Here is a 21535-nt window from a genome sequence, read left to right on the forward strand (position 1 = left end):
TTTACCCCCTTGCTCTTTCATATGCTTGTGTTAAAACACGTTTTGTTAATACTTTAGCAAGATGCATGCGATATTCACTTGAAGCGTGAAGATCGGACTCCGGATCGGATTCCATTTCAACACTTTCAGTTACTTGCTCCATCAACAAATCCGACAGCTGCTCGCCTGTGAGAATGTCCTCTGCGTCCCCAATTAACAATGGGATGGCTTCAACGCCGCCAAGAGCCAATCTGACCGCAGTAATGAGGCCCTCGTCATCCACTGTCATATGGCATGCTGCAGCTACCAATGCAAAGTCTCCATGTCTTCTTGCAATCTCTTGAAACGAATAACCGCTTTTTTCTTCCATTAAAGGAATCGTTACCTCTGTTAACACTTCAGTCGGCATAATGTCTGTTGTTAAGTACGTAATGAAAAAGTCTTCTGCTGCCACGGTACGGACTTCATCTTTTGACGTTATTTGTACTGAGCCATTTAGCGTCAGTAAGGCAAGTGGAAGTTCTGCACTTGGATCGGCGTGTACAATGCTTCCGCCGATTGTTCCTCTATTCCGCGTCTGTACATGGCCAATTTGTGTGATCGCTTCTGCCAGCAAGCCGCAAACATTGGCAACCATTTCTGATTGTTCCACATCGCTTTGACGTGTTAATGTGCCAATTTTTAATGTATTGTCTTCATTTTTAATGTAGCTGAGCTCTTCTAACCCATTAATGTCAATTAAGCATTTTGGCGATGCAAGACGCATATTCATAATCGGCACTAAACTTTGGCCGCCCGCGATGATTTTCCCATCATCGCCGGCTTCTTCCAAAAGATTTAATGCTTCTTCAAGGGTTGCAGGTTTATAATATTCGAACTTTGGCGGCTTCATGTTTTACATCCCTTCCGTTGCTTGTTTAAGGTGTTGTTACTTTTTCTTTTGCTTCGCCCATTAGTTTCCAAATGCGTGTTGGACTTAACGGCAGATCATCAATCATAATATCGAGATGAGCAAGTGCGTCACTGACTGCGTTGGCAACAGCAACCGGCGCACTCATTGTATTTCCTTCTCCAAGACCTTTTGCCCCAAGTGGCGTAAGAGGAGATGGTGATTCTGTATGTTTAATCGTCACGTTTGGAATTTCCGGAGCTGTCGGGCATAAATAATCCATAAATGAACCGGTTAAAAACTGGCCGTTTTTGTCATAAGCGAGTTCTTCATATAAAGCACCGCCCAATCCATGTGCAAGGCCACCCATAATTTGCCCATCAACAATAAGTGGGTTCAAAAGCTTGCCGGCATCGTGAACAGTAAAGTAATCAATGATCTTCACTTCCGCTGTATCCGGATCAATTTCAACCGTCACCATGTCAGCAACAAAGCCGTATGTCACAGATGAATTAATCATATCCTGCTCATTCGGCGCTTGGGCCACGTCAGCTGTGTAATAATATGTTTCATAGATTCCCGGCTCCATTCCATCAGGCAATGAAGTTGGATGCCAGTGTGCAAGACCAGCTGCACGTTTTACAGAAAACTTTTTGTCCGGATTATTTTTAACAAAAATCGATCCTTTTTCCAGTTCAAGGTCCGCTTCCTTTACGTTAAGCTGGTCCGCTGCAATCTTAAATAATTTTGCACGGACTTTATGCGCCGCATAATAAATCGCACTCGACCCCAATGACGCAAACCGGCTCGAATAGCTGCCGGATGCAATCGACCAGGCACTTGTTGATGTATCCAATTCAGCGACAACATTAATTTGTTCGCGCGGAATACCTAACACTTCGGAAACAATTTGTGCTGCAACGGTTTCATGCCCCTGCCCTGATGGCGTCGTGCTAATTCGGACATTCACACTGCCAAGCGGATCCATTGAGACCGTCGCCGCTTCTGCTGCGCCTGATTTTGGCAGTGAACCGGCTCTTTCTTCCGGCGTTAACGCGACGGTAATGTATCCCATGTTCGAACCGGACGGCTCAACGATACATGCGAGACCGACACCCAGTATTTTGCCGTTTTTACGCGCTTCTTCCTGTTTTTTTCTGAACTCTTCATATTTCCCTGTTGCAAGAGCTAATTCAAATGATTTCTCGTAATTTCCGCTGTCATACGTACCGCCTGAAGCCGTTTTATACGGAAATTGGGCTTCTTTAACCAAGTTTTTGCGGATCACATCTGCATGATCCATGTTCAGCTCTTTTGCCACTTCCTGCATGATGCGCTCTAACGGGAAGTACAGCTCCTGGCCCCCATAACCCCGAATTAAGCCTGTCGGTGACTTATTGGTCATAATTGCATACGCATCGATATGTAAGTTTTGAATATCATATGCGCCTGTTGAATTGGCATGATTGCGGTAAAGGGAAGCCGGCTCCGGTGCGCGGATATAGGCACCTACGTTATCAATCATCTTCATTCGAAGACCTGTTACTTTGCCGCTGTTTTCAACAGCCGCTTCGATATACGTCACTCGGTCCGTCCCGCTCGCACTTGAGGAAAGATGCTCCTGCCGGTCTTCAATCCACTTCACCGGACAGCCAATCAGTTTGCTTGCCAGTCCGCAAAGAACGATGTAAGGGAAAATTCCAGCCTTGATCCCGTAACTGCCGCCGATATCTTTCGGCACAATAATTCTCAATTTGTTACTTGGAATTTGAAGTGCCTGCGCCATAATGGAATGAATAACAAACGGGCCGTGGAAATTGGCCTGCACAGTGTATTGATCATGCGCAGGGTCATATTCTGCAACCACACCGTATGTTTCAACTGGCGTTGCTGTATATTTCGGAAAATTAAATTTATGTTTAACAATACGGTCCGCTTCCTCAAAAGCTTTGTCGACATCCCCATAATTGAATTCACGATGATTGGCAATGTTCGATCCAACATTTTCATGCAATATAGGTGCATCCTCTTCCAGCGCTCTTTCAATACCGACAAGAGGGGGCAGCGCCTCATACACAACTTTGATTTTTTCAAGCGCATCTTCAGCTGCATACCGGTCTTTTGCCACAATAATGGCCATGGGCTCTCCGACATACCGCACTTTATCAATCGCAAGCGGATAATACTCTACAGGCGCCATAACACCCACACTGAAAGGTTTTACAAGACCGCGTATGTCCTCACCTGTAATAATCCCTTTTACTCCCGGCATTTTTAAGGCTGCCTCTTTATCTATTGATTTGATATATGCATGCGGATGCGAGCTCCGTAAAATAGCCGCGTGCCCAGTGCTCACTTTTGTGCCCAGATCATCGATATATTTTCCCTGGCCTGTTAACAGCCGTTTATCCTCTACCCGTGTTGCTGATTTTCCAATTACGTTTGTCATGCTTCACCCTCCTTTTTCTTTTACCAACACTTCATAATCTTCAAGAGTATCAATATCCGGAATGTTTGCCTGATTCAATTCAGCATAAACGATTTCGCTGCTGAACCTTTGAAGAACCGCTTTCCCGCCGCTGTCTCCTTCCGCTTTTAAAAGGTGCTTAAACATGATTTTTTTAAATAAAACAGGATGACCTTTCTCATCATTCCAAAAAGCGGAACGAACGATAGACGGCTTATCATGAGCTTGGTATGTCCCTATTACTTGATTAATAACCTGCTCACTGATTCCGGGCTGGTCACCCAGAAGAAAAACCACTGCTTCCGCATGGTGCGGCATAGCCAGAATTCCTTTCTTAACAGAAGTGGACATGCCTAAATGAAAGGAATCATTTGATATCACTTTCATTACACCATCAACGGACACTTCCTGAAGAAGTCCTTCAATTTGCGGATTAATGACAACATGTACGCTGTCCAATCGGGATCGGAGCGCTGCATCGATTACATGACGGACGATTGTTTTTTTGTTATATGGAAGCATCATTTTGGGACGTCCCATTCTTTTTGACAAACCTGCGGCTAAGATAACACCTGCAACGCCCGTTTTCATGTTGCCAGCACATGCAGTTTTGTTTCGTTCGAATCATTAATCAGACTTTCACCTTTTGTTTCCTTTAAGTGGACGGCGTTGCCACTGCGGTATATATTAATCAATTCAGCTGCCATGCTTAACGCGATTTCTTCTGGGCTTTTAGCACCGATATCGATTCCAACTGGACTGTAAATACGGTCGAGACGAAGCGATTCGACTGTATGGCGATCGAGCAGCGGTTTTAACAGCTGTTTCGTTCTCTTTGAAGGACCGAGCACGCCGATGTAGCGGATGTTAGACTGCAAAAGAAAACCCAGCATGGCTTGGTCCTGCTCAAAGTGATGGCTCATGATAACCGCAAATGCATTCTCATGTAATGAAACATTCGGTTTTTCCCCAAGACGTGCGTGAAAGAGTTCGTCTGCGATCGGGAAATTTTCTTTTGTAACATACCCCGGGCGATGATCCGCTACTTTGACCGTCCAGCCTAAGTTTTTTACTGTCCTTACAAGAGGCAGTGCGTCCGGTCCAGCTCCAAAAATAATTAATTCAGGAACAGGATCAATATAATCTAAAAATATTTCCGTGTCGGCATTAAGAGCTGTAAGCATTGGTTTTCTTTTTCTTACATTGTCAGGAAGTGACAAAGAGCCGCCAAAGATTTCTTCCTGCTCATTGTTTACAATCCATTTTCCCCCCAATGTTTCTGGATTTTCTGCTTTTGTTATTGTAGCGATCGAAAATGGAGACTTCGCTGTAAAAACCTTTTTCATATAGTCACATTTTTCAGGCTGGACAGCAGGATCGTATAGCTCAATAAATATGTCCAGTGCCCCATTGCATCCTACACCAAGTCCCCAAATTTGATCTCCTTCATCCCGAAAATCATAATGAATCGTTTTCGGAATACCGCTTGCCAGTACTTCACGGCCATGCTCAATGATATCGCTTTCAACACAACCGCCGCTTAATAAGCCGATCAGGCCCCCGTCTTCGGCTTGAAAGCATTTTGCTCCTTCTTTTTGATAGGTGGACCCTTGAACATTGATGATTGTTGCTAAAATTCCTTTTTTTGCTTCCCGGTCACATCTCAACATCTCATCGATGATTGTCAGCACGGTAATCCCTCCTTGGGCTGCAGATTTAATCGCATTACTTTAATTGTGCATTTTTTGTTCGTTCCAAGTAAAAGTATTCCCGGTATTGTGTAGGTGTTCGCCCTTCTATTTTTTTGAAGGTCGTCGCAAAATAACTGGAATTGGCAAAACCGGTATTATTCGCAATAACATCAATTGGCAGTGAGGTCATCCGCAGCATACTTTTTGCTTTTTGAACGCGAATCCAGGACAAGTATTCAACAAATGTCATTTTCATTTCTTCTTTAAATGACTTGCTGAAATAAGAAGGACTTAAATACACTTTGTCCGAAATGTTTTTGAGCGTTAAGCTTTCATTGTAATGAAGCTGAATATATTGAACCGCACTTTGAATCGGCTTTCGAAGATCCATTTCAAATCTATCTTGACTTACAGTCTGATTCATTTCTTTTTTAATAACAGACTTTAAAACACGATCGAATGTGTTCAAAAGCTCACCCTTAGAAAGCGGTTTCAACAAATACCCTGAAACCCCTGCATTAATTGCACTTTGAACAATCTCAAACATCTTCAACCCGCTAATCCCGATGACAGGCATATCCGGGTAAAGCTGAAGAACTGTCTTGGCAAATTCAATACCATCCATATCGGGAAGAGAGACATCCATCAGCAGGGCACTCGGCTGGGATTGTTTGAGGATATCAAATGCTTTTTGTGCTGTGTTCGCCTGGTAAATGCGTAAAAAACTATAATCGCTGTTTTCAACAATTTGACGAATGTCATTGATCGATCTGTAATCGGTATCTACAATTAATAACTCAGCCATTGTCTCTCTCAACCCCTGCCTGCCGGATATTTTTATTTAAAGTAGCTTCATTATAAAAAAACAAACTAGTCTTGAGTTTTAAAATTTTAAGGAACTTTTTATAAATATTTATCACCTTCCCTGTCTATTTACCTTACCAGTTGTGGTTCGACCTTTCCACAACTTGTTCTCAATTTATTGCTGTATTTATTTATTTTCCAAATAAAAGAAGCTCTTATGATAAACTAAGAGCTTCAGCTTGTTATTGAAATAATAAAATATTCATTTATGCAGATATTTCGTCCTCTCCACCTTGTCCTTCTTGATCATTGCTGATCGTTGCAAAATCCACTTTCTCAATAATCAAGGATACGGCAATACCTCCTAATATTGCCCAAAAAGGAGAACTTACACCAAAAAAACTCACTCCTGACATGGCAATGACAAGAGCAAAAAAAGCACCGATTTGAAATCGTGGTTTCGCAAATGCACTCTGCAATGAATTTAACAAAACACCAATCATTGCCAGCCCTGCAATCGTGCCGATCAATACTTTTGGCATAGCCGTTACAAAGGGCAGTACAACACCTGCAAATAGACCGAAAGCGGAAAATAGCACGCCACACACAATAACCGACGCGTACCTTCCTTGTTTTTCACCTGCTTCTTTTGATGAGCAAATCGCTGTCATCGGACCTGCAATGTTCGCATTATGTCCTCCAAAAAAGGATGTTACAATCCCGCCAATACCACTGATAATGGTCATGGCGTTCACTGGCGGCTTATAACCTTGAGCCATTAATACACCGGTTGCCTGTGCATTTTCAGCACCAATAACGAGCAGCGCAAGCGGAATCCCAATTGAAATAATCGCATCAAGGTTAAAAGTCGGAAAGAGCATTTGCGGAAGACTGAAAGCCGAATCCATTTCTTGTACCTGAAATTGTCCCGTTGAAATAGATAATATAACTGCAACTAAAAATGCCGATAAAATAGGCGGAACCTTTTTTATATAACGGGTTGAAAAAAGATATACAAGGATGGCTGTTCCAGCAACCAGAGGTGCCTGTTCGACTGAAAGAATCATATCTGTTCCAAATCGAATCATCGCTCCTACAATCATCGCCATAACTATTGGAACTGGGATCCATTTCGTTACTTTACCAATAACACCTGTAATTCCTAAAACAAATACTATAATTCCTGCCGCTAAATAAGCGCCGGCGGCATCACTTAAAGAAAAGTTAGTTAATCCTCCTGCTACAAGGACAGCGCCAGGAATAGAATATGCGCCCGCAATCGGCTGCTTATAACGGAGTCCGAGAAATAGTCCAATTAGTCCTCCAAAAAAATAGACAGCGAATAGCCAGGAAATAGTCTGCGCTTGTGTCAGCCCCCCGTTTGTCGCACCATTAATAATAATCAGAGCTGGACCTGTGCAGCCAAAAATAGCTGCGAGCGTCCCAGCACTGACTGTATTTATATTGAAACTATTTGAAAACCCTTTCATTTTTCCTGAAGTTTCATGATTATCCTTCACTGTCTTCACTCCCTCTATCTCAATTTTTCAGAAAAAGTGAATCACCGGCGATGCTCAGCCGGTGAATACACGTTCTTATTTTCCTTTAAATACAGGCTTTCTTTTCTCAACAAACGCATCTACGCCTTCTTTGAAATCTTCTGTTGTGCGGAGAAGGCCGTATGCTTTTCCTTCAATTTTCAGGCCGGCGCTGAGCGGGCTTTCTTCCGATGCATTCAAGACTTCTTTCGCTACACGCTGTGCAACAGGAGAGAATTGAACGAGTTCTTCCGCCAAGGAATCTACTGTTGCCTGAAGATCCGCTTTCGGCACCACTTTTGTTATAAGGCCCCACTGGTAGGCTTCATCCGCCGGAATTTTGCGCGCGCGCATAATCATGTCTTTCGCACGTGTTAACCCTACAGTCTTCGCGATACGCTGTGTGCCACCGCTTCCCGGAATCATCCCCAGGTTCATTTCCGGCAGCGCCATCAGCGTGTCTTCCGCTGCGATTCGGAAATCACACGCCATCGCAAGCTCCAGGCCAACGCCAAATGTATACCCCTGCAGCTGCGCGATAACCGGCTTCGGCGAACGCTCAGGTGCTGCTACATTATCCGCTAAATGAGATAATTTTTCCTGATGTGTCGTCATGAATTCCGGAATGCTTCCTCCGGCACAGAAACAAACGTCACCTGCTCCTTTTAGGATGATAACACGAACATCATCATCTGCATTTAGCAGATCAAAAATGCCGCCGAGCTGGTCTCTTCCTGCCATGCTGATGTAGTTCATTTTCTCCGGGCGGTCAAAGATAATTTCTGCTGTTTTCTTTTCTGCGTTTTTCTCAATTCGAATATGGTCGTATGTTTGTTCCGTAACCGACATTTTTTCGTCCCCCATTTGAAATTAAATTTTATTGACTGACTGCTTCATTTGAATCATTCACTTCTACAAACTCCCCATCGCGCAATTTTCTGCGTAAAATTTTGCCGACTGGGCTTTTTGGTATTTCTTTTACAAATGTATATTTACGAGGTCTTTTGAAATTCGACATGTTGGGATGGTTTTTACAAAACTCATCCAACTCCTGTGCCGTTACAGTAGGATCTTTCGGAATAATATAAGCAGAAACAATTTGTCCCCAGCGACCGTCGGGTTCCCCAATAACCGTTGCTTCCAATACTTTCGGATGTTGCGCGAGACAATCTTCCACTTCAAGTGGATGAATGTTTTCCCCTCCAGAAATAACCATATCATCTACACGGCCGACGACGAATAAATCCCCGTCTTCATCAAGAAAACCGATATCACCTGTGAAATACCAGCCATCTCGAATGGCTTTACTTGTCGCGTCCGGACGGTTCCAATACCCTTTAAACGCTTCGATGGATTCCAGGTTTACGATAATTTCACCAGGTTCTTTTATTTCGACAACATCATCAGGGGTAGAAAGACCATCCGGATCAGGTTTTACTAAACGGATTTCTTGATGAATTCCCGGTTTCCCTGCACTTCCAGGCTTGCTGTGTACATCAGGGCAAATCGTGAATGTGTATACTTCCGTACTGCCATAATGATTCACAAAAATGTCCGGTTTTAATAACTCTACACACTGGTTAGCGAGTGTCGTTGTCATCGCTGCACCCGCGTAGCCAATTTTTTTAAGGCTTGAAAGGTTATAATTATGAAATTCAGCGTGATTTAACATATCGTGGTAAAGAGTAGGAACTAAATATAAAGACGTGACTTTCTCTTTTTCTACAATCGATAACGCATCTCTTGAATCAAAGTCTGGCAGAAGGGCAAACTTTCCATTTAAGAATGTCATTGAAAGAAGCGAACGCACACCCATTGTATGGTAAAGCGGCATGACCCCAAGAGTGCTTTCCCATAGTTGGTATTGGTTTTGAACAATGTGTGCCATCGCTGCCGCGTATTCATTGCGGTGAGTTCTCGGAACCCCTTTTGGACGCCCTGTTGTTCCTGATGTGTAAAGCATGAGCGAAATATCATTTTCATCTAGATCTGGTTTTTCGTAGCTCCCCGGGCTTTTTTCTACCAGTTCCGGATAAGAAATGTCCACACCGTCCCCGTCTTCAATCCCGATCAAAATCGGTTTATCTTTTAAGTTTGCGCCAAGTACAGAAGCCCGGCTTGCTGCTTCATATACAACCGCTTTCGCTTCAGCGTCACTTACACAGTATTCCACTTCTTTTGCGGATAAACGGTGGTTCAATGGCGTATAAATAGCGCCAATTTTTTGCAACGCCCAATAAATCATGATATTTTCGATTCGATTCTTCAATATAACAACAACGCGATCCTGTTTTTGAATGTTCATGTGCTGCAGAGAAGCCGCCACCTTCTCCGCCTCTGCATTTAATTGAGTATACGTGTAAGATTTATCATCTTGAACTAAAGCGATATGGTCTGGATATCTTTTAACAGCAAAATTCAACATTGTTCCTAATTTCATTCAAAAAGCGCCCCTTTCTGCCGATTGATATAATAATTAGCGACTTGACTCTACTTTTTTTAATTCTTTTTCAAATTTCTTAAAGAAATCTTTAATCACAAGCTTTGCAACTCCGCCAAGCATACGCTGGCCAACCATTGCCACTTTCCCGCCAACTTCTGCTTCATATGAGTAATGAAGAATCGTTTTTGTTTCATCTACTGCTTCCAGGCTTACATCCGCAATCGCTTCGATGCTCCCTGAAGCTCCATCCCCTTTAATAATCATTCGGTAGCTTTCTGGCTTTTGAATATTTGTTAATTCAATCGTTGAGAAGTAATCCCCTTTTACAGCAGCTACTCCCATTGAAATGTCTGCCTCATATTTATTTTCTGCTATCACATCAAGTTTTTTACAGCCCATGATACTATTTTTTAATGCCTCGGGATCCATCAGCACATCCCATGATTGTTCAACACTTGCCGGCAACGAAATCTTTCCTTTTCCTTCCATATAAAATCCTCCTCTTTCTAAATAGGTGTTTATCAAAATGAATGCTTATATTAAGAAAGCGTTTTCAGTTCATAAAATAATGATAACGCATTCATAAAGGTTATATTTTTAAAATATTGCTTTTGTTTTTTTAAAATCTTTATTGTAATATTCAAAAAAAGTTCTTGAAGGACAAATAAGAAAATTTTTACTTATACCCCTTCTTCTAAAAAGAGCTCCGTTCGTGAAGTAATTTCCTTTTCCTATATCCGAAAGTGGCTGTACCCAAAAATAGGCAGCAAAATCCTGTATGAAAACAGGACTCTTGCTGCCTAACATATCACCTTTTATTTTCTTTACACTCACAAAAGCACTCAAAAGACGTACTGGTTCATTATTTCACAATAAATGACTTATATTTTTCATAATCTGCCTGATTGCACTCTACCGTCAGCTTCGTCCCATTTTCCTCGTATTCCGTTTTAAGAACGGCGGTATGTTCATTAAAATAAGAAACCACCTCCCCTTCATCAAACGGAATAAGCAATGTAGCGCGAACGTAGTCTTTAAATAAATGACGCTTCAGCACATCGGTCAGCTCCGTAATACCGGCCCGCTCTTTTGCGGATAAATAAACCGAATCACCGGCTGCTTCCGGATACTCAATGCCAGCAAGATCGGCTTTATTGTACGCGTAAATAACCGGCATGTTTTTTGCGCCAATATCGGCGAGTGTTTTTTCGGTAATGTCCATCATCGTCTCAAACTGAGAGCTTGATACGTCAATCACATGGACAAGCACATCTGCTTCCGCCGCTTCTTCAAGTGTTGAACGAAACGCTTTAACAAGATGGTGAGGCAGCTTGTTCACGAATCCAACGGTATCGGCAAGCAAAAATTCTTTTTTATCTGGCAGCTCGATACTGCGGACGGATGTATCAAGTGTCGCAAACAGCATATCTTTTTCAAATACTTCCGCTCCGTCTCCGCCATGTGTCTGGAGCATCGCATTCATGACCGTCGATTTCCCTGCATTCGTATAACCGACAAGCGCGGCAACAGGCATATTATTTTTTTGCCGTTGTCTGCGCTGCACCGTCCGCTGTTCAGAAATTTTTGCCAGTTCTTTGCGCAAATAGGATATTTTCGATTCGATTTTCCGGCGGTCGAGCTCGAGCTTTGTTTCACCGGCACCACGGTTTTTAAAACCTGATCCGCCCCCCTGCCGTCCAAGGGCCACATACGTGCCGACAAGACGCGGCAGCATGTACTGAAGCCTTGCCATCTCCACTTGCAGCTGCGCTTCTTTCGTTTTTGCACGCCGGCCAAAAATGTCTAAAATGAGCATCGTCCGGTCAATGACTTCGCAGTCGAGTTCTTTTTCAAGGTTACGAATTTGCGACGGCGACAGTTCGCTGTCAAAAATGACAACGTCCGCTTCCATCTGTTCAGCAAGGTTTTTCAATTCCTCCACTTTCCCGGTTCCCATATAAAGCGCCGAATGGACACGCGGCAAATTTTGTGTCAGCTCACCTTTCACATCAATGCCGCACGCTTCGGCCAAATTCTTCAATTCTTCCATTGAATAAAGAAAGTCGTCGCCATTGTCCGTATTGACACCGGCTGTAATTCCTTTTAACTGTTCGATTTTTGTTTCGTTCATATAAACCTCCATTGTGAAAAAACCGCAGACAGCTGCCTGCGGGATCCATTCGTGCTGTAATTTTATCATGCCCGCTTTCCCTAAATCAAACTCAGTCAATGACCGCTTTTATATTTGCTTCTGCATTTTTAACAATTGCTTGCACTGTATCGTCAGCAGCAATCCAAAACGGCGCTCACACAAAAGCAGAAGGAAAAGTGATAAGGTCAACTTATATAATACCTTTTTCTCTTCCGCAGGATTGTACACCTCTAAAATCTTATATGATTGATCGGAATCGAGCCCTTTTCATTTAATTTTTTTGACGTCGAAAAATCAAAGAACGCCGAGTTTTTCTTTTTGCAGCCCTCCGCCAATCCGCTTCGCTGCTTCTTCTGCTGTTCACGTCTTCTGCGTAATGAAACCTATCATACCACTTCTTTCGATTTTCTCGCATTATACAAGCATAGTTAATTATTCCACATAAAAAAACGGAGACAAGTGTCTCCGTTTAAAGAAAGATAAAATAAATGACCGCCGCCAGCACAATTCGATAAATGGCGAATGGAATCAGTTTTACACGGTTAATAAGTTTCAAGAAAAATTTAATCGAGATAAGCGCAAAAATGAATGCGCTGATAAAGCCAATAACAAAAAACGGCAGTGCGTCCATCGTAAAATACTGCCAATTTTTCAACAGTGAAATGAAACTGGCTCCAGCCATAATCGGGACAGCCATAATAAAGGTAAAGTCCGCCGCTGCCCGGTGGCTCATGCCAAGCATAACACCGCCTGAGATCGTAGCACCAGATCGTGAAAAGCCCGGCCAAAGCGATAGGCATTGAATGATCCCGACAGTAAGGGCCTGTTTGTATGTAATTTGATCAACTGTCTCCACTGTCCGTTTATTCCGTCCGAGCAAATCAGCAGCAATCATCCAAAACCCGCCGATAACAAGACCAATCAATACCGTTTCTGTTGAAAACAAATGTTCATCAATAAAATCTTCAAACAAAACACCTAGTATTCCAGCTGGCAGCAAGCCAACAAGAACGTGTGTCAGCCGAAGACGCCCCTCCTGCCCGCGTGTTTCTTTTTTCAAACCCAGTAAATCAATAAATCGGTTTCGAAACATTACGACAACAGCTAAAATCGATCCGAGTTGAATGACAATTTTAAACGTATTAGCCGCATACTTTCCCAAAAACTGATGTGATTGCAGCCACATCTCATCGACAATAATCATGTGTCCCGTGGACGAGACCGGAGCAAATTCCGTAAGCCCTTCGACAAGGCCAAGAATAACTGCTTTTAGTAGAGTGATAAAATCCATTTTAGTTCTCCTTCATTCGATTTCCACTCTTTAAATTAGCATACTTTTAACTATACGCCAATTGTTTACTGTTTAGACTTCATTTCTTCCAGAAGAAGGAGCGCTGCTTCTTTACTTAATTCAATGCCGCCGCTAAATGGCTGGCACTCTGCTGAGGCGACCCCTGTGACATAGCAAACCTTCTCTTCTTCTACTTGGTCTACGTGTTTTTTAATGACAATTTCATCTTGTTTTACTTTCACTATCACACGATCCTCCGGTTGAATGTCCAGCTTTTTACGCACCGCTTTCGGCAATACGACCCGCCCTTGCCCGTCCACTATGCGTTTTGCTTTCACTTGAATCATAAGCCACCTCTTTTTATTTATGATAATTCTACTATTTCACATTCCCTTTTCACTGTCAAAACACGATAATTCAATAAAAAAACCAGAAAGAAGGCATGCTTCTCTCTGGTTTTTATTAAGATAGTGTCTGTTTATACCATTCAGCGGCTGCCTGAACTTCCGTGCCTGTCAGCATATGGCCATTCATTTCCCAATGAACATCCACTTTGGCACCGGCGCCGTCCAGCAGCTGCTTTAAATCGTCCGTTTCCATAGCAGGACAAATTGGGTCATTTTTTCCAGCAGTAATAAAAACCGGCACGCCTTGCAGATCCGGCAGTTTAATACCGCGTCTCGGCACCATCGGATGATGCAGAATTGCGCCTTTTAGTGCATTCTCATAATGAAACAACAGGCTTGCCGCTATGTTAGCACCGTTCGAGTAGCCGATTGCGATCACTTCATTCCGATCGAAACCATGCTCGCTCGCTGCATCATGTAAAAATTCATTTAATTCATTCGTTCGGAAAACTAAATCCTCTTCATCAAATACACCTTCCGCCAGCCGTCTGAAAAACCGCGGCATGCCATTTTCAAGTACGTTTCCTCTGACACTCAAAACAGATGCATTCGGGTCAATGATTTCGGCAAGCGGCAGTAAGTCTTGCTCCGTTCCACCCGTTCCGTGCAGCAAAAGCAGCACACGGCTATTTGATCCCTTTTGAAATAAATATTTCACGTTGCCTCCACCCTTCTCGGCTCATTATCTCGAATTAAAGATAATGGTACAGCACAAACAATGGCGAGTCAACGGATTTACTTTTAATATGCAGCAGCAGCCATTTCATGCTGCAGCTGCTTGCGGCAATTGACCACATCTCCGACTACGATGACCGCTGGATTTCCTACTTTCTGCTTCCGGGCTTCTTCTGCAATGTGGCTGATCGGTGCAGTCACGACACGCTGTGCAGAGGTTGTACCCTGTTCAATAACCGCTGCCATCGTTGCACCGCTCCGGCCATGCTGTATGAGGGCCTCGGCAATGCCGGCTAGATTCTTCATGCCCATATAAATGACAATCGTGTCGACAGCGGTTGCCAATTGCGCCCAGTCGGTTTCTTGTTTGCCGTCCATTTGGTGGCCGGTGACGACCGCAAATGAATTGCCGTATTCGCGGTGCGTCACCGGGATGTCCGCATACGCTGGAGCGGCGATGCCGGCTGTAATGCCGGGAATCACCTGAACCGGAATGTCGAAGCTTCTCACATACGCTGCTTCTTCACCGCCGCGGCCGAACACGAAGGGATCGCCGCCTTTTAACCGGACGACACATTTCCCTTTTGAGGCGAATTTCACAAGCAGCCGGTTAATCCGGTCCTGCGTCATAATATGATTGCCTGGAAACTTGCCACAAAAGACGCGGACCGCCGATGGCTTCGCTTCATCCAGCAGCTCTTTATTGACCAGTCGGTCGTATAAAATCACATCCGCTTTCCGGATCGCTTTCAGTGCTTTTACGGTAATCAGTTCCGGGTCGCCCGGTCCTGCTCCTACAATATATACAGCCCCCATCTTGGTCCGCCTCCTTTTTAGATCAATAGAAACACGTCGTCATTTTCAACTACCGCTTTATACGTTGAGACACAGCCGACATCCGGTGCCTGCACCTGGCCGTCGGTCGTGCAGATTTTCCAGTCGTGCATCGGGCAGAAAACGTGCTCGCCGCTGACAATTCCTTCAGCGAGTACGCCTCCTTTATGCGGACAGCGGTTTTCAATCGCTCTTACCTTTCCATTTCCCAGTTTAAAGACGGCCAGCTCCAGCTCCCCAATCCGAACAGTTTTGCCCATTTTCTCCGGCAGATCCTGAATCGAGGCGATCCGCACCTTTTCCATTACTTTTTCCATGTTCACGGCCCCCTTTTATTTTGTCGCGCTGACGAGTTCAGTTTCATATAATTCTTTGCGTGTTTTTTCGCTGTCAATAACTTCTTTCCATGGCTCTTTCGTGACAGACAATGCCTCATCAATCCGGGCATTTAGTGCGTCCCGTGTCGCTTTATCAGCCAGCACTTCTTTAATGTGATCCAGCCCGACACGCTCTACCCAAACCGATGTCCGTTCGAGATAAACGGCATCCTCTCGGTAATATTGCATGAATGCGCCAATCATTTCCATCACTTCTTCATCGGTTTTGACCTTACAGAATAAGTCAGCCGCTCGTAAATGCGTGCCGCCGTTACCGCCGACATAAAGTTCCCAGCCGCCGTCCACACCAACAACACCGAGATCCTTGATGCCCGATTCTGCACAGTTGCGCGGGCAGGCGGAAACCGCCATTTTAAATTTATGCGGCGTGCCAATGCGCTCAAATTTCTTTTCCATCCGGACACCCAAACTCATGGAATCCTGGGTGCCGAATCGGCAGAAGCTTTCGCCGACACATGTTTTTACAGTCCGGAGTGTTTTCCCGTATGCGTAGCCGGATGGCATATCCAGGTCCGCCCACATGCCCGGCAGGTCTTCTTTTTTCACCCCGAACAAATCAATCCGCTGGCCGCCAGTTACCTTAATCAGCGGCACGCTGTATTTATCGGCGACATCGGCAATTTTCCGCAGGTCCTCCGCTGAGGTGACACCGCCATACATCCGTGGCACAACCGAATACGTGCCGTCTTTTTGAATGTTGCCATGCATGCGCTCATTGACAAAGCGGGATTCTTTTTCGTCTTCATATTCTGTCGGCTTAATCATGCCGAGGTAGTAGTTCAGCGCCGGACGGCATTTCGAGCAGCCGCCGTCTGTGTTCCAGCCGAGCACATTCATCACTTCACGTGTATGCGACAAGCCTTTTTCCCGAATTGCTTCCACGACTTCATCGCGTGAAAGTATCGTACAGCCACAGATGGCTTCTTTTTGAGTAGAGGTGTCAAACCCATCGCCAAGTGTATCGGCAAGAAGATCGACCACAAGCGGTTTACAGCCGCCGCATGAACGCGACGCACTTGTGCAGCCTTTTACTTCATCCACAGTCGTTAAGCCATTTTCTTTAATGGCGCAGACAATGTCGCCTTTGGACACACCGTTACAGCCGCAGATCAGTTCGCTGTCATCCATGGACGCGACCAGACTTGTGCCGCTGGCCGCTTCTTCCGCCGCCCCGATGTATTCCTCTACATCCGCTTTTTTGTTAATAAGGCGAAGCAGCTTGTTTCCTTCGCTCGTATCGCCAAACAGAACAGCTCCGGCCATTTTCCCATCACGGATTAAAACCTTTTTATACATGCCTTTCCAGTCATCAAATATTTTGATTGTTTTCGTTTCTTCGTCTTCCACGATTTCACCAACCGAGAACACGTCAACGCCTGACACTTTTAATTGAGTGGATAAGACAGAGCCTTCGTATCCAGCTGGCGGCTCATTGCAAATATGTGCGGCCATTGCTTTTCCTTGCTCATAAAGCGGGGCGACTAATCCATAAACGACTCCGCGGTGTTCCGCACATTCGCCGACCGCATAAACGTCCGGGGTGTTTGTTTCCATATAATCATTGACGAGAATCCCCCGGTTGACAGCAATGCCGCTTTCTTTTGCAAGGGAAGTATTCGGCCGAATACCCGCGGCCATGACGACAAGATCCGTTTCAATTTGCTCCCCATCTCCAAACCTGATGCCTTCTACCCGATCTTCTCCTAGAATTTCCGCTGTCTGCTTATTCATTAAAAACGTCATACCCTGCTTTTCCAGTTCTTTTTGAAGCATTTTTCCAGCTGTTCCATCCAACTGGCGCTCCATCAAAAATTCCGCAAGATGAATCACATTGACGTCCATTCCCAAATTGAGTAAGCCGCGCGCCGCTTCCAAGCCGAGAAGGCCGCCGCCGATGACAGACGCTTTTTTGTATTCTTTCGACGTGTTGATCATTTTTTCACAGTCTTTAATGTCACGGAATGCCGTCACGCCTTCTTTTTCGTGGCCTGGCACCGGAATGATAAATGGAAGTGAGCCGGTCGCGATAATAAGCTTGTCGTATGCAACCGCGCGCTCTTTCGTTGTGTGAACCAATTTGTTTTCCGTATCCACCCGTGTTACTTTTTCTCCCGGGTAAAGCTGGATGTTGTGGTCTTCATACCAATTCCAGTCATTTAATGTAATATCAGAAATCGTCGTGTCCCCTTGGAGAACTTTGGACAATTGAATACGATTATAATTTGGATAAGGCTCTTCACCGAAAATAGTGATATGAAAGCGGTTCGGATCGATTTTCAGCAATTCTTCAATAGACCGGACACCTGCCATTCCATTTCCGATTAATACGATTTTTTCTTTTGTCATCTGAACATCCTCCTTGGTGGCTGTTGATAGTGTTGATTATAAGAGACATAAAAGAAGTAGTCATGATAAATGTTATATAATCTAACACAAAAGTTTAATTGTAAGAAAACATAACATAAACTTGTTACATATTTTCCGGAAGTAATATATAATAGTGAATGTATCCCATTTCGAGGTGATCTTATGACAGAAGAAGAAAAAAGTTATAAAGCGAAAAAGGTCATTACGATCGGCGTTGTTAGCGAACTGACTGGTCTATCCGAGCGTCAAATCCGCTATTATGAAGAACGACAGCTCATTTTCCCTGATCGTTCCCAGCGCGGAACGAGAAAATATTCTTTTGGTGATGTGGAAACGTTAATGGATATCGCCAATCAGATGGAAGATGGTGTACGAACATTTGAAATCAGGCAGGAAATGAAGAAAAAGCCAGATCAGGAAAAACTAAAGCGGAGCATGATCAAAGGACAGCTGAATGCACGCTTTGGCATTCAAAACAACATGAGAAAATAATATCATTCACCTATAAAAAAGAACTTGCCTCGTCCCCGCAAGTTCTTTTTTACGTTTATTAAGTTTTCGCTCTTGTTTTAACTTCAGTTTCTTCTTCTCTCCACTAGGCTAATTCCCATTTTTTAGAAATTTCATCACATTCCCTTCTCTGCATTCATATACAGTAAAGAAAATAAAAAGAATTGAAGGGGGGGTGTTTTTATGAGTCGAAACAAAATATATGCACTAGCGCTTTTAATGGATTCCATGATCGTATTTATTTCTGTCATCAGCTCCTGCTTTATCTTTTATGAAAACAACGGAAACATTACCCTATATGAAATTACTTACATCTTCCTGCTGTTTTGGACCACATTGATTGTCGGATTTCATTTGTTCCGCCACTACCGTCATTTATGGCGTTTTGCTAGTATGGGTGAAACGAAGGTCATCAGTAAAAGTTTTGTGTTCACGCTTATCACAGCCGGTACCCTTCACCTTCTTTTCTCTGAATGGAATATGGTCAGCTTACCCCACTCTCTTCTTTTGATGACGTGGGCCGTGACATTGTTCGCTTTCTTATTTTCACGCCTTATTTTATGGTCCATCAATGAAAACAAGGGTATGCTCAATAAAAAAGGGAAAAGAACATTAATTATCGGCGCCGGCAGTGCAGGTATTTTAGTCGTAAAAGAACTAAAAAAATCTGTTAACTCATCTCTGTATCCCGTGGCCTTTATCGATGATGATCCAGAAAAACTGGGCCTTCATGTCAGAAATATGCCTGTCGCCGGCACAAGCCGGGACATTGAAAGAGTCATCAAAAAATTCAATATAGAAATGACTGTCATTGCAGTCCCTTCTGCTTCGGGGAGCGACATTACCAAGATTGTTAAAGCGTGCCAAAAAAGCGGTGTAGATGTGAAAATTCTGCCGCGGATCACGGATATTATTAACGGCCGTATTACGCTGAATATGATTCGTGAAGTAAACGTCGAAGATCTGCTCGGCCGGCCGCCTATTCAATTAGATGTTCTCAGTATTTCTCATTATGTACAAGAAAAAACGGTTTTAATTACCGGAGCAGGCGGCTCAATCGGTTCAGAAATCTGCAGGCAAATTTCTTCTTTTAAACCAAAACAATTGCTCCTGCTCGGTCATGGAGAAAATAGTATATATACAATTGAAAAAGAGCTTGAACAATTATGTCCAAACCTCTCTGTTAAAGCACTTATCGCCGATATTCAAGATAAAAATCGGCTGGAGCATATCTTCTCTGTTCACCGCCCTCAGGTTGTATTTCATGCTGCCGCCCATAAACACGTGCCTTTAATGGAACATAACCCGACCGAAGCAATTAAAAATAACATCTTCGGCACAAAACATTTGGCAGAATGTGCTCATCAATACAATGTTGAGACGTACGTTCAAATTTCAACAGACAAAGCGGTGAACCCGACGAGCGTCATGGGTGTAACAAAACGAATCGCAGAGCTGATCATTCAAAACCTGAATCAAAAAAGCGATACTAACTTTGTCGCCGTGCGATTCGGGAATGTGCTTGGAAGCAGGGGCAGTGTCATTCCTTTATTCAAAAAACAAATACAAGGCGGCGGGCCGGTTACGGTCACACATCCTGATATGACCCGCTACTTTATGACCATTCCAGAAGCTGTGCAGCTTGTCATTCAAGCAGGGGCTTTGTCAAAGGGTGGAGAAATTTTCATTCTCGATATGGGCAAGCCGGTCAAAATCAGTGAATTAGCCCGAAATTTAATTACGCTGTCCGGCCTGACACCGGATAAAGACATTCACATCTGTTATACAGGAATACGCCCGGGAGAAAAATTGCACGAAGAATTATTTACAGCAGAAGAAGGCAATATGGCATCCAAACATGAACTTATTTATGTGGCAAAACCGGCTGATTTAACTGAAATGGATATACTGCTTTGGATCCGCCAGCTGGAAAACCTCGTTTATTCGCCTGGAGCAGAACAGAGAAATGATGAAATAAAGAAACTTCTAAAAGAAATCGTACCCGCTTATCAGATTGATTCTTTTTCCTATAAAGTGAACCAGCATCGAACTTCATGAGTATTTTATTTCCAGTCATCGAACCGGTGGGTGATGCGCTGCTTTTTCTTTGCAGCAAATAGAATTTTTCCACTTTCCCTATCCTTGCTTTTTTCAGACATTCTCTTTACTCATGATAAGTAGCTGTCTTCTTGATTTCTGGACCTGATTATTTTCGCGGGTGTCCCGTATGCGACACTGTAGGGGTCTATGTTTTTCAAGACAGTAGAGCCCGCTCCAATAATAGTATGTTCGCCAATGCGGATCGAGTGAATGACATTGGCACCTAACGAAATAACCGCACTGTTGCCTATTTTTACCTGCCTTCCAAGTGTTGCTCCCGGTGCAATGCTGACGTAATCACCCAAAATGCAGTCATGATCAACAGAGGAATTCGTATTGACAATACATTGCTCTCCAATAATCGTATTCCGATTAATGACAGCTCCGGCCATAACAATCGTTCCATCTCCTATTTTGACATCACTGCTGACATACGCTGATGGGTGAATAGATGAAATAAATGAAAAGTTAGGGACAAGTGCCTGAATGGTTTGAATCATTTTTTTCCGGCTCCAGTTATCTTCGATCGCAGCGATCCCCCCGTGAATGTGCTTATTTATTTGCAGCAGCACACCTTCTGTTCCAATGACCCGGTATCCATAAATAATTGTATTAACAGGACGGACTGGATCGATAATTCCATATATTGAATATTTCTTTTCTTTTTCGATTGCATCTATCAAAACACTTGCATGCCCCCCTGCACCAATAATGATGATTTTTTTCATTCAAATCACCCCCAGCTATTCAATTCTTTTTAAAATTGTTTCAATTGATGCAGCATAGATGGCAAAAAATCGTATTTTTCCCTAACATATATTCTAACCAAGGGAATAGGCAAAAGAATGATTATTCAATAAAGCAAATTTCTAGTTTTCTTTTTCAAATAAGTTCTTTGCGGACTGTTTTATAAATGTATGCAGCCCATTTCTTTTCAATGACTTCCTTCCGCTAATTGTAATTTTCTGAAAATCTGATACATGCCAGAGA

General features: G+C 43.6%; 20 protein-coding genes. 2 read left to right on the plus strand and 18 right to left on the minus strand.

Annotated elements, in window-relative coordinates; all coding sequences use genetic code 11:
* Position 1: 1 nt before the first annotated feature.
* The 17 genes from NLX67_RS01655 to nirB form a co-directional block, all read right to left on the minus strand.
* Positions 2-871: an FAD binding domain-containing protein gene (locus tag NLX67_RS01655; protein ID WP_254310119.1), complete on the minus strand. Its 870-nt coding sequence runs from the start codon at positions 869-871 to the stop codon at positions 2-4.
* Between the two features lie 25 nt (positions 872-896).
* The gene (locus NLX67_RS01660) at positions 897-3317 is read right to left on the minus strand and encodes a xanthine dehydrogenase family protein molybdopterin-binding subunit (RefSeq protein ID WP_254310120.1); all 2421 of its coding nucleotides are present in this window, start codon (positions 3315-3317) and stop codon (positions 897-899) included.
* Positions 3318-3320: 3 nt separating this feature from the next.
* Positions 3321-3926 (minus strand): nucleotidyltransferase family protein, encoded by a 606-nt coding sequence (locus NLX67_RS01665; protein WP_254310121.1) that lies wholly within the window; start codon positions 3924-3926, stop codon positions 3321-3323.
* Positions 3923-5026 carry an XdhC family protein gene (locus tag NLX67_RS01670; protein ID WP_254310122.1) on the minus strand — a complete coding sequence of 368 codons (1104 nt, stop codon included), beginning with the start codon at positions 5024-5026 and terminating at the stop codon, positions 3923-3925. Before NLX67_RS01670 ends, NLX67_RS01665 begins: the two co-directional genes overlap by 4 nt.
* Positions 5027-5060: 34 nt before the next feature.
* Positions 5061-5831 carry a response regulator transcription factor gene (locus NLX67_RS01675; protein WP_254310123.1) on the minus strand — a complete coding sequence of 257 codons (771 nt, stop codon included), beginning with the start codon at positions 5829-5831 and terminating at the stop codon, positions 5061-5063.
* A gap of 265 nt (positions 5832-6096) precedes the next feature.
* On the minus strand, positions 6097-7350 hold the full coding sequence (locus NLX67_RS01680) for a benzoate/H(+) symporter BenE family transporter (protein WP_254310124.1): 1254 nt from the start codon (positions 7348-7350) through the stop codon (positions 6097-6099).
* Positions 7351-7425: 75 nt separating this feature from the next.
* On the minus strand, positions 7426-8217 hold the full coding sequence (locus tag NLX67_RS01685; RefSeq protein ID WP_254310125.1) for an enoyl-CoA hydratase/isomerase family protein: 792 nt from the start codon (positions 8215-8217) through the stop codon (positions 7426-7428).
* Between the two features lie 28 nt (positions 8218-8245).
* The gene (locus tag NLX67_RS01690) at positions 8246-9808 is read right to left on the minus strand and encodes an AMP-binding protein (protein ID WP_254310126.1); all 1563 of its coding nucleotides are present in this window, start codon (positions 9806-9808) and stop codon (positions 8246-8248) included.
* Between the two features lie 36 nt (positions 9809-9844).
* Positions 9845-10300 carry an SRPBCC family protein gene (locus tag NLX67_RS01695; RefSeq protein ID WP_046178232.1) on the minus strand — a complete coding sequence of 152 codons (456 nt, stop codon included), beginning with the start codon at positions 10298-10300 and terminating at the stop codon, positions 9845-9847.
* A gap of 108 nt (positions 10301-10408) precedes the next feature.
* Positions 10409-10645 (minus strand): hypothetical protein, encoded by a 237-nt coding sequence (locus NLX67_RS01700; RefSeq protein ID WP_046178231.1) that lies wholly within the window; start codon positions 10643-10645, stop codon positions 10409-10411.
* A gap of 28 nt (positions 10646-10673) precedes the next feature.
* Positions 10674-11942, minus strand: coding sequence for a GTPase HflX (hflX, locus tag NLX67_RS01705; RefSeq protein WP_254310480.1), 1269 nt, complete (start codon positions 11940-11942; stop codon positions 10674-10676).
* A gap of 490 nt (positions 11943-12432) precedes the next feature.
* Positions 12433-13254, minus strand: a complete 822-nt coding sequence (locus NLX67_RS01710) for an undecaprenyl-diphosphate phosphatase (RefSeq protein ID WP_046178230.1) — start codon at positions 13252-13254, stop codon at positions 12433-12435.
* A gap of 65 nt (positions 13255-13319) precedes the next feature.
* Positions 13320-13601, minus strand: coding sequence for an AbrB/MazE/SpoVT family DNA-binding domain-containing protein (locus tag NLX67_RS01715; RefSeq protein WP_046178229.1), 282 nt, complete (start codon positions 13599-13601; stop codon positions 13320-13322).
* 115 nt (positions 13602-13716) lie between these two features.
* On the minus strand, positions 13717-14319 hold the full coding sequence (locus NLX67_RS01720) for an alpha/beta hydrolase (RefSeq protein ID WP_254310127.1): 603 nt from the start codon (positions 14317-14319) through the stop codon (positions 13717-13719).
* Between the two features lie 83 nt (positions 14320-14402).
* Entirely contained in the window at positions 14403-15152 is a 750-nt protein-coding gene (gene cobA, locus NLX67_RS01725; RefSeq protein ID WP_254310128.1) for a uroporphyrinogen-III C-methyltransferase, read from the minus strand.
* Positions 15153-15169: 17 nt separating this feature from the next.
* On the minus strand, positions 15170-15487 hold the full coding sequence (gene nirD / locus NLX67_RS01730; RefSeq protein WP_254310129.1) for a nitrite reductase small subunit NirD: 318 nt from the start codon (positions 15485-15487) through the stop codon (positions 15170-15172).
* Positions 15488-15502: 15 nt separating this feature from the next.
* The gene (gene nirB, locus NLX67_RS01735) at positions 15503-17914 is read right to left on the minus strand and encodes a nitrite reductase large subunit NirB (protein WP_254310130.1); all 2412 of its coding nucleotides are present in this window, start codon (positions 17912-17914) and stop codon (positions 15503-15505) included.
* A gap of 183 nt (positions 17915-18097) precedes the next feature.
* Here nirB and NLX67_RS01740 point away from each other — a divergent pair, with 183 nt between their 5' ends.
* Both NLX67_RS01740 and NLX67_RS01745 read left to right on the plus strand, forming a co-directional pair.
* Positions 18098-18427 carry a MerR family transcriptional regulator gene (locus NLX67_RS01740; protein ID WP_046178224.1) on the plus strand — a complete coding sequence of 110 codons (330 nt, stop codon included), beginning with the start codon at positions 18098-18100 and terminating at the stop codon, positions 18425-18427.
* A 201-nt stretch (positions 18428-18628) separates the two neighbouring features.
* A complete protein-coding gene (locus NLX67_RS01745; RefSeq protein ID WP_254310131.1) occupies positions 18629-20503 on the plus strand; it encodes a polysaccharide biosynthesis protein in 1875 nt (624 codons plus the stop codon).
* Positions 20504-20613: 110 nt separating this feature from the next.
* Here the strand turns inward: NLX67_RS01745 and NLX67_RS01750 are convergent, their stop codons facing one another.
* Positions 20614-21273 carry an acetyltransferase gene (locus NLX67_RS01750; protein WP_254310132.1) on the minus strand — a complete coding sequence of 220 codons (660 nt, stop codon included), beginning with the start codon at positions 21271-21273 and terminating at the stop codon, positions 20614-20616.
* Positions 21274-21535: the final 262 nt, after the last annotated feature.

Origin of the sequence: Domibacillus sp. A3M-37, assembly GCF_024213455.1 — a bacterium.
In the GTDB taxonomy this organism is placed as follows: Bacteria; Bacillota; Bacilli; order Bacillales; family Domibacillaceae; genus Domibacillus; species Domibacillus tundrae.

Coding starts and splice junctions, on each gene's coding strand:
- NLX67_RS01750 (WP_254310132.1), bottom strand. CDS start 21,273: ATGAAAAAAATCATCATTATTGGTGCAGGGGGGCATGCAAGTGTTTTG.
- cobA (WP_254310128.1), bottom strand. CDS start 15,152: ATGGGGGCTGTATATATTGTAGGAGCAGGACCGGGCGACCCGGAACTG.
- NLX67_RS01685 (WP_254310125.1), bottom strand. CDS start 8,217: ATGTCGGTTACGGAACAAACATACGACCATATTCGAATTGAGAAAAAC.
- NLX67_RS01675 (WP_254310123.1), bottom strand. CDS start 5,831: ATGGCTGAGTTATTAATTGTAGATACCGATTACAGATCGATCAATGAC.
- NLX67_RS01660 (WP_254310120.1), bottom strand. CDS start 3,317: ATGACAAACGTAATTGGAAAATCAGCAACACGGGTAGAGGATAAACGG.
- NLX67_RS01695 (WP_046178232.1), bottom strand. CDS start 10,300: ATGGAAGGAAAAGGAAAGATTTCGTTGCCGGCAAGTGTTGAACAATCA.
- NLX67_RS01740 (WP_046178224.1), top strand. CDS start 18,098: ATGACAGAAGAAGAAAAAAGTTATAAAGCGAAAAAGGTCATTACGATC.
- NLX67_RS01690 (WP_254310126.1), bottom strand. CDS start 9,808: ATGAAATTAGGAACAATGTTGAATTTTGCTGTTAAAAGATATCCAGAC.
- NLX67_RS01745 (WP_254310131.1), top strand. CDS start 18,629: ATGAGTCGAAACAAAATATATGCACTAGCGCTTTTAATGGATTCCATG.
- hflX (WP_254310480.1), bottom strand. CDS start 11,942: ATGAACGAAACAAAAATCGAACAGTTAAAAGGAATTACAGCCGGTGTC.
- nirD (WP_254310129.1), bottom strand. CDS start 15,487: ATGGAAAAAGTAATGGAAAAGGTGCGGATCGCCTCGATTCAGGATCTG.
- nirB (WP_254310130.1), bottom strand. CDS start 17,914: ATGACAAAAGAAAAAATCGTATTAATCGGAAATGGAATGGCAGGTGTC.
- NLX67_RS01655 (WP_254310119.1), bottom strand. CDS start 871: ATGAAGCCGCCAAAGTTCGAATATTATAAACCTGCAACCCTTGAAGAA.
- NLX67_RS01710 (WP_046178230.1), bottom strand. CDS start 13,254: ATGGATTTTATCACTCTACTAAAAGCAGTTATTCTTGGCCTTGTCGAA.
- NLX67_RS01715 (WP_046178229.1), bottom strand. CDS start 13,601: ATGATTCAAGTGAAAGCAAAACGCATAGTGGACGGGCAAGGGCGGGTC.
- NLX67_RS01665 (WP_254310121.1), bottom strand. CDS start 3,926: ATGAAAACGGGCGTTGCAGGTGTTATCTTAGCCGCAGGTTTGTCAAAA.